The 13,993-nt window shown below is 58.7% G+C and carries 13 protein-coding genes; 6 read left to right on the top strand and 7 right to left on the bottom strand.

What is annotated here, in order from left to right; all coding sequences use genetic code 11:
- Positions 1–103 precede the first annotated feature (103 nt).
- Entirely contained in the window at positions 104–1,633 is a 1,530-nt protein-coding gene (gpmI, locus tag QMX93_RS26360) for a 2,3-bisphosphoglycerate-independent phosphoglycerate mutase (RefSeq protein ID WP_282358465.1), read from the bottom strand.
- Between the two features lie 153 nt (positions 1,634–1,786).
- On the opposite strand from gpmI, the gene QMX93_RS26355 reads away from it, so the two are divergent.
- The 3 genes from QMX93_RS26355 to secB are packed head-to-tail and all read left to right on the top strand — an operon-like array spanning position 1,787 to position 2,998.
- The gene (locus QMX93_RS26355; RefSeq protein ID WP_008080560.1) at positions 1,787–2,200 is read left to right on the top strand and encodes a rhodanese-like domain-containing protein; all 414 of its coding nucleotides are present in this window, start codon (positions 1,787–1,789) and stop codon (positions 2,198–2,200) included.
- Positions 2,201–2,455, top strand: a complete 255-nt coding sequence (grxC, locus tag QMX93_RS26350; protein ID WP_007909231.1) for a glutaredoxin 3 — start codon at positions 2,201–2,203, stop codon at positions 2,453–2,455.
- Positions 2,456–2,512: 57 nt separating this feature from the next.
- The gene (gene secB / locus QMX93_RS26345) at positions 2,513–2,998 is read left to right on the top strand and encodes a protein-export chaperone SecB (RefSeq protein ID WP_016772114.1); all 486 of its coding nucleotides are present in this window, start codon (positions 2,513–2,515) and stop codon (positions 2,996–2,998) included.
- Between the two features lie 165 nt (positions 2,999–3,163).
- On the opposite strand, the gene QMX93_RS26340 is transcribed toward secB, so the two are convergent.
- Complete coding sequence (locus QMX93_RS26340; protein ID WP_282358464.1) at positions 3,164–3,619, bottom strand: tRNA (cytidine(34)-2'-O)-methyltransferase; 456 nt, start codon at positions 3,617–3,619, stop codon at positions 3,164–3,166.
- Between QMX93_RS26340 and QMX93_RS26335 the strand changes: the two genes are divergently transcribed.
- Positions 3,618–4,055 (top strand): hypothetical protein, encoded by a 438-nt coding sequence (locus tag QMX93_RS26335; protein ID WP_053116598.1) that lies wholly within the window; start codon positions 3,618–3,620, stop codon positions 4,053–4,055. The two genes, QMX93_RS26340 and QMX93_RS26335, sit on opposite strands and share 2 nt — an antisense overlap.
- 520 nt (positions 4,056–4,575) lie before the next feature.
- Here the strand turns inward: QMX93_RS26335 and ntrC are convergent.
- From ntrC to glnA, 5 genes are all read right to left on the bottom strand, one after another.
- The gene (ntrC, locus tag QMX93_RS26330) at positions 4,576–6,012 is read right to left on the bottom strand and encodes a nitrogen regulation protein NR(I) (RefSeq protein ID WP_053116599.1); all 1,437 of its coding nucleotides are present in this window, start codon (positions 6,010–6,012) and stop codon (positions 4,576–4,578) included.
- Positions 6,009–7,094 (bottom strand): nitrogen regulation protein NR(II), encoded by a 1,086-nt coding sequence (glnL, locus tag QMX93_RS26325; protein WP_053116600.1) that lies wholly within the window; start codon positions 7,092–7,094, stop codon positions 6,009–6,011. The genes ntrC and glnL overlap by 4 nt, the downstream gene beginning before the upstream one ends.
- A gap of 231 nt (positions 7,095–7,325) precedes the next feature.
- Positions 7,326–7,949: a DUF4124 domain-containing protein gene (locus QMX93_RS26320; protein ID WP_282358463.1), complete on the bottom strand. Its 624-nt coding sequence runs from the start codon at positions 7,947–7,949 to the stop codon at positions 7,326–7,328.
- Complete coding sequence (locus QMX93_RS26315; RefSeq protein ID WP_282358462.1) at positions 7,946–8,458, bottom strand: DUF4124 domain-containing protein; 513 nt, start codon at positions 8,456–8,458, stop codon at positions 7,946–7,948. Before QMX93_RS26315 ends, QMX93_RS26320 begins: the two co-directional genes overlap by 4 nt.
- A gap of 232 nt (positions 8,459–8,690) precedes the next feature.
- Positions 8,691–10,097, bottom strand: coding sequence for a type I glutamate--ammonia ligase (gene glnA, locus QMX93_RS26310; protein WP_008080570.1), 1,407 nt, complete (start codon positions 10,095–10,097; stop codon positions 8,691–8,693).
- A gap of 328 nt (positions 10,098–10,425) precedes the next feature.
- Here glnA and thiI point away from each other — a divergent pair, with 328 nt between their 5' ends.
- The gene (gene thiI, locus QMX93_RS26305) at positions 10,426–11,880 is read left to right on the top strand and encodes a tRNA uracil 4-sulfurtransferase ThiI (RefSeq protein WP_159815527.1); all 1,455 of its coding nucleotides are present in this window, start codon (positions 10,426–10,428) and stop codon (positions 11,878–11,880) included.
- Positions 11,881–12,019: 139 nt separating this feature from the next.
- Complete coding sequence (gene typA, locus QMX93_RS26300; RefSeq protein ID WP_053116604.1) at positions 12,020–13,840, top strand: translational GTPase TypA; 1,821 nt, start codon at positions 12,020–12,022, stop codon at positions 13,838–13,840.
- The last annotated feature ends 153 nt before the right edge of the window (positions 13,841–13,993 follow it).

Below are 13,993 nucleotides of genomic sequence, written 5' to 3'. Positions count from 1 at the left end.
GCTCGCGATGGCTTACTGACATTCAACAGAGTAGTTGACTGTCAGATGGCTATCGCGAGCAGGCTCACTCCTACAGGGTTTTGCGGTGTTCTGGTGATCCGGATCAAACCAGGATAGAAGTGCCAGTCATCTCCGCAGGTTTTTCCAGACCCAGCAGCTTCAGCATGGTTGGCGCTACGTCCGCCAGCACGCCGCCTTCACGCACTTTCAGATCACGCTTGCCGACATAAATGAACGGCACCGGCTCGGTGGTGTGCGCGGTGTGCGCCTGGTGGGTTTCTTCATCGGCCATTTTTTCAACGTTGCCGTGGTCAGCCGTGATCAGTGCTTCACCGCCAACCTTTTCCAGTGCTTCAACGATTCGACCGACGCAAGTGTCGAGGCATTCAACCGCTTTCACCGCCGCGTCGAACACACCGCTGTGGCCGACCATGTCGCCGTTGGCGTAGTTGACCACGATCACATCGAAACGCTGGTTTTCGATGGCTTCAACGATGCGGTCGGTGACCTCCGGCGCGCTCATTTCCGGCTGCAAGTCGTAAGTGGCGACTTTCGGCGACGGGATCAGAATGCGCTCTTCACCCGGGAACGGCTCTTCACGACCGCCGGAGAAGAAGAAGGTCACGTGCGCGTATTTCTCGGTTTCAGCGATGCGCAGCTGGGTTTTGCCGTTCTTCGACAGATAATCGCCGAGCACGTTTTCCAGGCTGCCCGCGGCGAATGCCGACGGTGCCGGGATGCTTGCCGCGTATTGGGTCAGCATGACGAACCCGGCCAGTTTTGGCTGGCGCGCGCGCTCGAAATCCTTGAAATCGTCTTCGACGAAGACGCGGGTCAGCTCGCGGGCGCGGTCGGCGCGGAAGTTCATGAACACCACGGCGTCGCCGTCTTCAACTTTCACCGGCTCACCGATGGTCGTGGCTTTGACGAATTCGTCGCTCTCGCCGCGAGCGTAAGCCGCGTCGAGGCCTTCCTGCGCGGTGGCGGCGTTGAATTCGCTGTTGCCGTCGACGATCAGGTTGTAGGCCTGAGCGACGCGATCCCAGCGGTTGTCACGATCCATTGCGAAGTAACGGCCGATAATGCTGGCGATGCGGCCCTTGCCCAGTGCCTGGAAGGTTGCATCGAGCAATTCGATCGACGACGCAGCGCTTTTCGGCGGCGTATCGCGGCCATCAAGGAAAGCGTGCAGGTAGATTTTTTCAGCGCCGCGCTTGAAGGCCAGTTCGGCCATGGCGATCAGGTGATCCTGGTGGCTGTGCACGCCGCCATCGGAGAGCAGACCCATGAAATGCACAGCTTTACCGACGGCCACGGCTTTATCCACAGCGGCGCAGATGGTCGGGTTCTCGAAGAATTCGCCGTCGCGGATCGACTTGGTCACGCGGGTGAAGTCCTGATACACCACGCGGCCGGCGCCGAGGTTCATGTGGCCGACTTCGGAGTTGCCCATCTGGCCGTCCGGCAGACCGACGTCCATGCCGCTGCCCGAGATCAAGCCGTTTGGCACGGTGGCCCACAGGCGATCAAGGACGGGCTTCTTCGCCGCAAAAACGGCGTTGGATTCGGGGCTTTCGCTGTGACCGAAGCCGTCGAGAATCATCAGGACCAAAGGTTTAGGCGTGGTAGTCATGGAATCCACTCGTGGCTAATAAAGAAGAGGGCGATGGAAAAGGGAGTTGGAGTTTAAAGCTAAGTTCCGACCGCGTCACCGCCGGACGGGGTTTGGCCGACCATAGTGGCTGTGTATACTGGCCGACATTTTAACGCCCTGGAACCTCCTTCGATGGTTGCTCACCTGATTGAATTTGCCACTAACCACTACATTCTTGTCGGTATCTTCGTCGTACTGCTGGCTCTGCTGCTGGCGCACACGATGCAGGGCGGCGGTAAAAGCCTGAGCACCGGCGAACTGACTGCGCTGGTCAATAAAGACGCAGGCGTGGTGGTGGACATCCGTCCGGCCAAGGATTTCGCTGCCGGCCACATCGTTGGCGCGATCAACATTCCCCAGGACAAACTGGCTGCGCGCACCGCCGAGCTGGAAAAGCACAAGGCCAAGACCATCATTCTGGTCGACGCCCTGGGCCAGACCGCCGGCACCCACGCCCGCGAACTGATGAAATCCGGCTTCACCGCCGCCAAGCTGTCCGGCGGGATCTCCAGCTGGAAAGGCGACAACCTGCCGCTGGTGAAATAAATGAGCGAAGTCATCGTCTACTCCAGCGACTACTGCCCTTATTGCTCCCGAGCCAAGTATCTGCTCGAGAACAAAGGCGTGGCCTTCAAAGAGATCAAGGTCGATGGCAAGCCGCAGGTGCGCGCTGAAATGGCCCAGAAAGCGGGGCGCACGTCCGTTCCGCAGATATGGATCGGCAGCAAGCACATCGGCGGTTGTGATGATTTATTTGCCCTGGAGCGCGCCGGCAAACTCGACGCGCTGCTCAAGGCCTGAACGGCTGCACCCACGTACAGCACTCCCTAAAAGACCCAAGATCAGAAAGGATCTGAGATGACTGACCAACAGAACACTGCAGCCAGCGAAGAAGAAACCGCACCGCAATTCTCCTTGCAGCGCATCTATGTACGCGACCTGTCCTTCGAAGCCCCGAAAAGCCCGGCGATCTTCCGCCAGCAGTGGGATCCGGCGGTCGGTCTGGATCTGAACACTCGTCAGAAAGCGCTGGAAGGTGATTTCTACGAAGTCGTGCTGACCCTGTCCGTCACCGTGAAAAACGGTGAAGAAGTTGCTTTCATCGCTGAAGTGCAACAGGCCGGTATCTTCCTGATCAAGAACCTCGACGCGGCTTCGATGAGCCACACCCTGGGTGCGTTCTGCCCGAACATCCTGTTCCCGTACGCCCGCGAAACCCTGGACAGCCTGGTCACCCGTGGTTCGTTCCCGGCCCTGATGCTGGCTCCGGTGAACTTCGACGCCCTGTACGCGCAAGAGCTGCAGCGCATGCAGGAAAGCGGCGAGACGCCAACCGTTCAGTAAACGGTCTGGGCTACAAAGAAAAAAAGCGCCGTAACAGGCGCTTTTTTCTTGGCTGATCGTTCCTACGCTCCGCGTGGGAATGCCTCTGGGGACGCTCCGCGTCCAGTGACGCGGAGCGTCACGGCTGCATTCCCACGCAGAGCGTGGGAACGATCAGGTGTAGTGTTATTTAAAGTCGTTCTGGCGCCAGGCTTCGTACACGGCGACCGCCACGGTGTTGGACAGGTTCAGGCTACGGCAGCCTTCACGCATCGGCAGACGCAGGCGCTGATCCGGCGCAAGGGCGTCGAGCACTTCCGGCGGCAAGCCACGACTTTCCGGGCCGAAGATGAACGCATCACCCGGGACAAACGCGGCATCATGAAACGGCCGCGAGCCCTTGGTGGTGAACGCATACACCCGAGGGTTGCCGATGCTTTCCAGGCAACTGGCGAGGTCGGCGTGGCGTTGCAGCGTGGCATATTCGTGGTAGTCGAGACCGGCACGGCGCAAGCGCTTGTCGTCCATCTCGAAGCCCAGCGGTTCGATCAAATGCAGGTGGCAGCCGCTGTTGGCGCACAGCCTGATAACGTTGCCGGTGTTCGGCGGAATTTCTGGTTGAAAAAGGATGACGTGAAACATGCACGGCTCCGAAGGTAAAGATGACGCGCATTCTACGCCGCAAGCAGACCGGCGTTCGAAACTATTCCCGCGAGTGATCGGTTCGCTGGCGATTGTCGGCATGATGATCGGCTTGATGATTGGCCGTCTGACCACGCCGGATCCCAGTGTGCTGCAGCAAGTCGAAGTGACTGACGGCGGTTTGGTGGTGTGGTTCAACAACGAGCCGAAGCTGCACGGTGAGATCATCGATGGCACCGTGGCGCTGCTGTTTCAGGCCGAGGGCCGGGCGCAGAAAGGTCAGCTCAAGCTCAACGGCAAAGACGTGAACTGGCGCACGCGAGCGAGTGACGGAGGGTTGTTGCTGACGGTGCTGGCGGCGCGGCCGCTGCAAGGAGACTGGGCCGGCAGCAAGGTCGATGACCGCTGGCGGCTGGAGATCCATCTCCGCGAGTAATAAAAGCGGGAATCCCTGACCTGCCTGTATCAGGGTTCCCAAAACGGGGTGGACTTCGCGTGACGCGTCGGTCCGGTGTAAAGAGGGAACCCCCGGCCTGCCTGTACCAAGGATCCCAAAAGGGTGGGCGCATCGCGTGGCGATCTGCGCCCGGTGTAAAGAGGGGAATCCCCGGCCTGCCTGTACCAAGGTCCCCGAAACGGGTGGTGAAACGAATCACCTGTAAGAGGTATTGCAGGGCGCGTGCCAGGTTTTAATTTGTTGAAACAAAAAAGCTGAGCAGAAACGCGAAAGCCCCGGGATTCGGGGCTTTCGTGTTTTTTGAAGTCTGCGCTTTTAAGGTTTTGAGGTGGTCTTTCGGAAGACTGGCAGTGCCCGATCAAGGGTCATCGTGCATCCATGCGGTGCACAGTGGCCTCAAAAGCATCGCGAGCAGGCTCACTCCTACAGGGGAGCGCATTCCAACTGTAGGAGTGAGCCTGCTCGCGATTGGTCTGACGTTCAGCGAAGAACTTGGGGTTTAACCCTCATCCCCCTCATCCTCATCCGCCCCATCAACCTTCATCCCCAATTCCTTGATCTTGCGCGTCAGGGTGTTACGCCCCCAACCCAGCAACACCGCCGCATCACGCCGACGTCCGGCCGTGTGCTTCAGCGCCGTCTCGATCATGATTCGCTCAAACGCCGGCACCGCGCTGTCGAGCAAACTCGACTGGCCGCGCGCCAAGGCTTGGTCGGCCCACTGGCGCAGCGCCTGCTCCCAATTGGTCACTGGCGCCGAATCCTGCGGCAGGTTCAGCAGTTCCGGCGGCAGGTCGCTGATGTGCACTTCGCGCCCGGACGCCATCACCGTGATCCAGCGGCAGGTGTTCTCCAGCTGACGCACGTTGCCGCCCCACGGCAGGTTTTTCAGGTATTCCTCGGTCTCGCTTTTCAGCAGCTTCGGCTCGACCGCCAGTTCTTGCGCGGCGCGGCTGAGGAAGTGTTTGGCCAGGGTCGGAATGTCTTCACGACGATCCGACAGGCGCGGGATGTGGATGCGGATCACGTTGAGGCGATGGAACAAGTCTTCACGGAATTTGCCAGCGTGCACCAGGGTTTCCAGATTCTGGTGGGTCGCGGCGATGATGCGCACATCGACCTTGACCGGCACATGCCCGCCAACGCGATAGAACTCGCCATCGGCCAGAACCCGCAGCAAACGGGTTTGCGTATCCGCCGGCATGTCGCCGATTTCATCGAGGAACAGCGTGCCGCCGTCAGCCTGTTCAAAGCGGCCGCGACGCAAATTCGCCGCGCCGGTGAAGGCGCCTTTCTCATGGCCGAACAGCTCGGACTCCATCAGATCCTTGGGGATCGCCGCCATGTTCAGCGCGATAAACGGCGAAGCCGCGCGCGGGCTGTGGCGGTGCAGGGCGTGGGCGACCAGTTCTTTGCCGGTGCCGGATTCGCCGTTGATCAGCACGGTGATGTTGGAGTGGCTCAAGCGCCCGATGGCGCGAAACACTTCCTGCATCGCCGGCGCTTCGCCAATGATTTCCGGGGTGCGGGTCAGTGCTGGTACGACTTCCAGGCCTTGCTGCTCTTGCGCGTGTTGGTTGGCGCGCTTGACCAGCGACACCGCTTCATCAACGTCGAACGGCTTCGGCAGGTACTCGAACGCGCCGCCCTGATACGAGGCGACAGCGCTGTCCAGATCGGAGTGAGCGGTCATGATGATGACCGGCAACCGTGGGTGCTGCTCGCGAATCCGCGCCAACAGATCCAGACCGCTGGCACCCGGCATACGGATGTCGGAAATGATCACGTCAGGCTGCTGACGGGCCAGCCGACTCATCACGCCATCGGCGCTGTCGAAGCTCTGGGTGGTCATGCCTTCCTGCTGCAAGGCCTTTTCCAGAACCCAACGGATAGAACGGTCGTCATCGACGATCCACACGGTTTCACTACGGCTCATGTCGATGTGGCTCCTTGTTCCAGTGGCAGAAAGATCGAGAAGGTGGTGTGGCCTGGATGGCTGTCACACTCGATCAGGCCCTGGTGCTGGCTGATGATGTTCTGGGTAATGGCCAGGCCGAGTCCGGTACCGTCCGGGCGTCCGCTGACCATGGGAAAGAAAATGGTTTCTTGAAGTTCCGCGGGGATCCCCGGGCCGTTGTCGATGATCTCGATCTTGGTCACCAGACGATGGCGGACGTGGCCGATGGTGAACTGGCGCATGGCGCGGGTGCGCAGGCTGATGCGGCCCAGACGCAGCTCGTTCTGGCTGCTGATCGCCTGCATCGCGTTGCGCACGATGTTCAATACCGCCTGAATCATTTGTTCGCGGTCGATCAGCACGTCGGGAATGCTTGGGTCGTAATCGCGCACCAAGGTGATGCAGCCCTGACTTTCCGCTTCGACCAGATGGCAGACGCGTTCCAGCACTTCGTGAATGTTGCACATCGCCAGCGACGGCAACTTGTTCGAACCGAGCATGCGGTCGACCAGATTGCGCAGGCGATCGGCCTCTTCAATGATCACGTTGGTGTAATCGCGCAGGCTTTCTTCCGGCAGTTCGCGGGCGAGCAACTGCGCAGCGCCACGGATGCCGCCCAGCGGATTCTTGATTTCGTGTGCGAGGCCGCGCACCAGCATTTTGCTGGTTTCCTGTTTGGAAATTTGCGCCTCTTCCTTGGTGATCCGCAGCAAGCGATCACGCGGATGCACTTCCAGCAGGAGCATGGTCGCGCCGTTACTGAGGATCGGCGTAACCGCATAATCCACGGTCAAGGTCTGGCCGGTGAGGGCAGTGAGCATCGCTTCGCGCTTGGTAAACGGGTGCGCCTGCTCTACCGCTTGGCGCAACGAATTCAGCGCTTCGGTGGATTCAGTGAACAGCTCGCTGATGAATTGCCCATGGCTACGCTGCCCGCTGATGGCGAGCAGCATCTCCGCCGCCGGGTTCATGTACTCAAGGCGCAATTCGGCGTCGAGCAGGATGGTGGCGGTGGTCAGGTTGTCGAGCAGCAAACGGTGGATTGCGTCGCTAATGGTCATCGGAGCCTCTTTTGGGGGCGGAGCGTGCGCAACAAGCAAGCGTCGGTATCGGCAAAATGCAAAAAACAAACCAAGGCTCTGAAAAGAAGCGCTTAACCCCTGAAACAGGCGTTTGACGCTCGTTTACGTGGCACTGGGCCAGCTCTCGCGGGTAGTTTCGAACCAAAATGGGTTGGAATGTGAGTACGGTGCAGGCTATTGCACCAATATAGTGCGCAAAGCTGAACGGCGTTAGAAGAAACGCAGGAAGGGGTTTTTCGGCTCGGGCGGTTTGTCTTTCAAAGGGCATTCCGGGCGTACGCCGTAGTCGTCGGCGACGCAGGGTTTGACCTGGCGCTTCTGCGCGAGGGAAATGCGCAACATGTGGAACGGCTGGTTGGCGGTGCGTTCGACGGTGCGGCCCTCCAAGTCGAGGATTTCAACTGAGAGATTGTGGCTGCCGCGATCAATGTTGTTCAGCGGGAACACAGGGCTCAGGCCGGGTTCGCCGGTGGCCTGGCCGTCCAGTAATAGACGATAGCGGTGACCGCGTTGCAGGCCGGGTTCGCTGGTGACGCTGACGATGATTTCGCCGGCGCTGCTGCGAATCGTGGCATCGGGTTCGGGCACCAGAATGCGCAGCATGTCGTAGTGGAAGGGTGGTTGTTCCGGGGATTTTTTTGCGGTGGTGATCGGTGCGGCAGCGGTTGGATTGGCGGACATGCGATTGCTGGTCGCGATCGGTACGCGCTTGGCGTTGCTGCGCGGTTGATCGGTGTAGACGCGGTTACCTTGCGAATCAATGTAAGTGAACACCTCGGCTGAGGCCTGCAGTGTCACCAGCGCCATCGCGACGATCAGCCATGCGCGGATCATGGCGTGTGCACCCGCTGTACGCTGAGGGCGACTGGCGGGCTCTGTTGAATGATCGTCTGACCGTCGATGACCTGCACGGCGAGGCGATGTTCGCCGCGATCGACGTTGACCAATTGCAGGATCGGCACATTGCTTGGCTGACCGTAGGGTTCGTCATCGAGTACAAGCCTCAGTTGATGCGGCGGTTGCAGACGCGGCTTGATCAGCACGTTGACGGTGAAGGTGCCGTTGTTCGCGCGCAGGGCTTCTTCGGTGGGCAGCCCGGCGAGTTCGAGGATGTCGTAGGCGTTGCGTTGAAGTTCACGGTTGTCGCTGACGGGCGCAGGGGGTGCGCTCGGCGCTTGCGGCTCGACGCGATTGAGCGGCGGCAACTCCACGGGCTGCGCCTGTACGCCGTCCGGCGAGTGATCGCTGTAGACGGTGTTGCCGTTGGCATCGGTGTACTTGTAGATCTGCGCGGCGGCGGGCAGGGCGATCAACAATAGAATATAGAGAAAGGTGCGACCCATGAAATCGACCGGGATTGAAAGCGATGGGGTGCAGCATAGGTCAGGGTGGGCGAGAGGCCCAAGCTGTTAACAATTGGAATTGAAAAGCAAAGTCAAAAGATCGCAGCCTTCGGCAGCTCCTACAGGGATCGATGTAAGAGCTGCCGAAGGCTGCGATCTTTTGATCTGCAATAAAAAAGGCCTCCCGAAGGAGGCCTCTTTTTGTCACGCCGAGAAACGCGGCGCTACCGGATCAGCAGCTGTAGTACAGCTCATATTCCAGTGGGTGTACAAAGGTGCGAACCTTGATTTCTTCTTCCGATTTCAGCGCGATGTAAGCGTCGATGAAGTCGTCGGAGAATACGCCGCCCTTGGTCAGGAACGCGCGGCCCTTGTCCAGCTCTTCCAGGGCTTCTTTCAGGCTGCCGCAAACTTGTGGGATCTCTTTCGCCTCTTCAGGCGGCAGGTCGTACAGGTTTTTGTCAGCAGCGTCGCCAGGGTGGATCTTGTTCTGGATACCGTCCAGACCGGCCATCAGCAGTGCTGCGAAGGCCAGGTACGGGTTGGCAGCCGGATCCGGGAAGCGGGCTTCGATACGGCGGGCTTTCGGGCTCGACACGTAAGGAATACGGATCGAAGCGGAACGGTTGCGAGCCGAGTAGGCCAGCATGACCGGAGCTTCGAAGCCTGGTACCAGACGCTTGTACGAGTTGGTCGCCGGGTTGGTGAAGCCGTTCAGGGCCTTACCGTGTTTGATGATGCCGCCGATGAAGTACAGAGCGGTGTCGGACAGGCCGGCATAGCCTTCACCTGCGAAGGTGTTCTTGCCGTCTTTCCAGATCGACATGTGTACGTGCATGCCCGAACCGTTGTCGCCGTACAGTGGCTTCGGCATGAAGGTCGCGGTGCGGCCGTAAGCGTCAGCAACGTTGTGTACAACGTACTTCAGGGTTTGGGTTTCGTCGGCTTTCTTCACCAGGGTGTTGAACTTGACGCCGATTTCGTTCTGGCCGGCAGTCGCCACTTCGTGGTGGTGAACTTCAACGGTCAGGCCCATTTCTTCCAGTGCGTTGCACATGGAGGTACGGATTTCGTGGTCGTGGTCGAACGGTGGAACCGGGAAGTAGCCGCCTTTGACGCCTGGACGGTGACCCTTGTTGCCGCCTTCGATGTCCTGGTCGGACATCCACGAACCTTGCTCGGAGTAGATCTTGAACATCGAGCCGGAGATGTCCGACTTGAATTTCACCGAGTCAAAAATGAAGAATTCTGGCTCTGGACCGGCGAATACGGTGTCACCGATACCGGTGGCTTTCAGGTGTTCTTCGGCGCGCTTGGCGATCGCACGTGGGTCGCGGTCGTAGCCTTGCATGCTCGAAGGTTCGATGATGTCGCACACCAGGATCAGGGTGGCGTCTTCGGTGAACGGGTCGAGAACGGCAGTTTCGTCAACCGGCATCAGGATCATGTCGGAGGCTTCGATGCCTTTCCAGCCAGCGATGGAGGAGCCGTCGAACATTTTGCCGACTTCGAAGAAGTCGTCGTCCAAAGCATCGCGAGCCGGCATGGTCACGTGGTGCTGAGTACCTTTGGTGTCCGTGAAGCGCAGATCAATCCACTTGACGTCATGATCTTTGATGAGTTGAACCGTCTTCGACATATGTCCTCCGGGTGGCTTCGGGCTTGGTAGTGGATGCCCTTAAATGTGGGTGATGCCGGCGTGAATACTCTGCCAAGGCAACCTGCCTCACAAGGGAGCAAATTGCATGCCAGTGCCCCAGCATGGGTTTTTTGCCCCAAATTCACGCTTATTAAGGTGCAAAGCGTCTTAATGCTGCAAATCTCGCCCCCTAATGTAGCGTCCTTAATCGAAAATGACCCGTTTTGGTGCAGACAAAACCTTCTGCACATTAACTGGTTAAACCTTGAGCAATTTCCGCTATAATCCGCGCCCCCCTTTTTCGGCTGGCCGTTCGCGCGCTGTTTTCATGAAACTAATCGTAAAAGTCTTCCCCGAGATCACCATCAAAAGCCGACCTGTCCGGACGAAATTCATCCGCCAGTTGGCCAAGAACATCCGCACCGTGCTCCGCGACCTGGACCCGGCCGTGGTGGTGAACGGTGTGTGGGACAATCTCGAGCTGGAAACCCGCATTACCGACGCCAAAGCCTTGAAAGAGATGGGTGAGCGCCTGACCTGCATGCCGGGCATCGCGCACTTTCTGCAGATCGACGAGTACCCGCTGGGCGACTTCGACGACATCACCGAGAAGTGCAAAGAGCACTACGGCGATGCGCTGGCCGGGAAGATCTTTTCGGTGCGTTGCAAGCGTGCCGGCAAGCACGCGTTCAGCTCGATGGACGTGGAAAAATACGTCGGCAGCAAGCTGCGTCGTGAGTGCGGTGCTGCCGGTATCGACCTGAAATCGCCGGAAATCGAAGTCCGTATCGAAGTTCGCGACAAACGGTTGTTTGTGATTCACAGCCAGCACAACGGCATCGGCGGTTACCCGCTCGGCGCCCTTGAGCAGACACTGGTATTGATGTCCGGCGGCTTTGACTCGACCGTTGCGGCCTACCAGATCATTCGTCGCGGCCTGATGACCCACTTCTGTTTCTTCAATCTGGGCGGTCGTGCCCATGAATTGGGCGTTATGGAAGTCGCGCATTTCATCTGGAAGAAGTACGGCAGCTCGCAACGCGTGCTATTTGTCAGTGTTCCGTTCGAAGAAGTTCTCGGCGAAATTCTCGGCAAAGTCGATAACAGTCATATGGGCGTCGTATTGAAGCGTATGATGTTGCGCGCGGCGTCCAACATCGCTGACCGCCTGCAGATCGAAGCACTGGTCACCGGCGAAGCGATCTCCCAGGTGTCGAGCCAGACGTTGCCGAACCTGTCGGTGATCGACTGCGTGACCGACAAGCTTGTCCTGCGCCCGCTGATCGTGGCGCACAAGCAGGACATCATCGACACGGCCAATGAAATCGGCACCGCCGATTTCGCCCGGCACATGCCGGAATACTGCGGGGTCATTTCGGTCAACCCGAAGACCGCCGCCAAACGCGGTCGCGTTGAGCACGAAGAGAAAGAATTCGACATGGCGGTGCTCGAGCGTGCGCTCGAAAACGCCAAACTGGTGCCGATCGATCGCGTGATCGACGAATTGGGCCAGGACGTACAGATTGAAGAAGTCAGCGAAGCACTGGCCGGCCAGATCGTGATCGACATCCGTCACCCGGATGCCGCCGAGGATGAGCCGCTGGAACTCGCTGGCGTAGAAGTACAGACGATGCCGTTCTACGCAGTGAACGCTCGTTTCAAGGAGCTGGATCCGACTCGCCAGTACCTGCTGTATTGCGACAAAGGCGTGATGAGTCGCCTGCATGCTCACCATTTGCTCAGTGAGGGGCATGCCAATGTGCGCGTTTATCGACCGAGCTAAGTGCCCGGGGCTGTTTGCCTGTGGCCTGCGTCACCGGCCCCCCGACACCGCCGTCAAGCTGTAACGGCCATGCCGGACACTACTGCTAATCGCTGCCAAGACTTGTCAGCAAACCGAATCCTCTGATCGAGATACACAAGTGATCGAAAATCTACGTAACATCGCCATCATTGCCCACGTTGACCATGGTAAAACCACCCTGGTAGACAAACTCCTGCGTCAATCCGGCACTCTGGAGCGCAACGAGCTCAACGACGAGCGCGTGATGGACTCCAACGACCAGGAAAAAGAGCGCGGTATTACCATTCTGGCGAAAAACACCGCCATCAACTGGAACGGCTACCACATCAACATCGTGGACACCCCGGGCCACGCCGACTTCGGCGGCGAAGTTGAACGCGTAATGTCGATGGTTGACTCCGTTCTGCTGCTGGTTGACGCTCAAGACGGCCCTATGCCGCAAACCCGTTTCGTGACCAAGAAGGCTTTCGAAGCCGGCCTGCGTCCAATCGTGGTCATCAACAAGGTTGACCGTCCAGGCGCGCGTCCGGACTGGGTTCTGGATCAGATCTTCGACCTGTTCGACAACCTCGGTGCTTCCGAAGAACAATTGGACTTCCAGGTTGTTTACGCCTCGGCCCTGAACGGCATTGCCGGTCTGGATCACACCGACATGGCTGAAGACATGACCCCGCTGTACCAAGCGGTTGTCGATCACGTTCCGGCCCCTAAAGTCGACCGTGAAGGCGCGTTCCAGATGCAGATCTCCGCACTGGACTACAACAGCTTCCTGGGTGTTATCGGCGTTGGCCGTATCGCTCGTGGTCGCGTCAAGCCGAACACCCCGGTTGTGGCTATCGGTGCCGACGGCAAGCGTCGCAACGGTCGTATCCTGAAGCTGATGGGTCACCACGGTCTGCACCGTATCGACGTTGAAGAAGCTGCAGCAGGCGACATCGTTTGCATCAGCGGTATGGAATCGCTGTTCATCTCCGACACCCTGTGCGACCCGCTGACCGTTGAGGCGATGAAGCCTCTGACCGTTGACGAGCCAACCGTTTCCATGACCTTCCAGGTAAACGACTCGCCATTCTGCGGTAAAGAAGGCAAGTTCGTGACCTCCCGTAACATCAAGGATCGTCTGGACAAAGAGCTGCTGTACAACGTTGCACTGCGCGTTGAAGAAGGCGACTCGGCTGACAAGTTCAAGGTTTCCGGCCGTGGTGAGCTGCACCTCTCGGTACTGATCGAAACCATGCGTCGCGAAGGCTTCGAGCTGGCCCTGGGCCGTCCGGAAGTAATCATTCGTGAAGTGAACGGCGTTAAACAAGAACCGTTCGAAAACGTGACCATCGACATCCCTGAAGATTCGCAGGGCAAGGTCATGGAAGAGATGGGTCTGCGTAAAGGCGACCTGACCAACATGGTTCCGGATGGTAAGGGCCGTGTTCGTCTGGAATACAACATCCCTGCTCGCGGTCTGATCGGTTTCCGTAACCAGTTCCTGACCCTGACCAACGGTGCTGGCATCCTGACCTCGATCTTCGATCGTTACGACACCGTCAAGTCGGGCCACATGTCCGGCCGTCAGAACGGCGTTCTGGTTTCGGTTGAAACCGGTAAGGCACTGACCTACTCGCTGGAAACCCTGCAGGCTCGTGGCAAGCTGTTCGTAGAACACGGTCAAGAGATCTACAACGGTCAAATCGTTGGTCAGAACAGCCGCGACAACGACCTGGGCGTTAACCCTACCAAGGGCAAGAAGCTCGACAACATGCGTGCTTCGGGTAAAGACGAAACCATCGCTCTGGTTCCACCAGTGAAGTTCACTCTGGAACAGGCTCTGGAATACATCCAGGAAGACGAGCTGTGCGAAGTAACTCCTAAGTCCATCCGTCTTCGCAAGAAGATCCTGGACGAAAGCGAGCGTACCCGCGCTGCCAAGAAAGCCAAAAACTGAGTCATTAGTTCAGGCTGAATGAAAACGCCCCCGGTCGCGAGACCGGGGGCGTTTTTGTTTGTCCGGGATTTGTGTGGTGTTTGTACTGGCCCCTTCGCGAGCAAGCTTTGCTCCTACGCGGCACGATTCGCCTTTGTAGGAGCAAAGCTTGCT

It is taken from the genome of Pseudomonas sp. PS01303 (genome assembly GCF_029959385.1).
Taxonomy (GTDB): domain Bacteria; phylum Pseudomonadota; class Gammaproteobacteria; order Pseudomonadales; family Pseudomonadaceae; genus Aquipseudomonas; species Aquipseudomonas rustica.
This window is presented reverse-complemented; position numbering and strand designations above follow the sequence as displayed.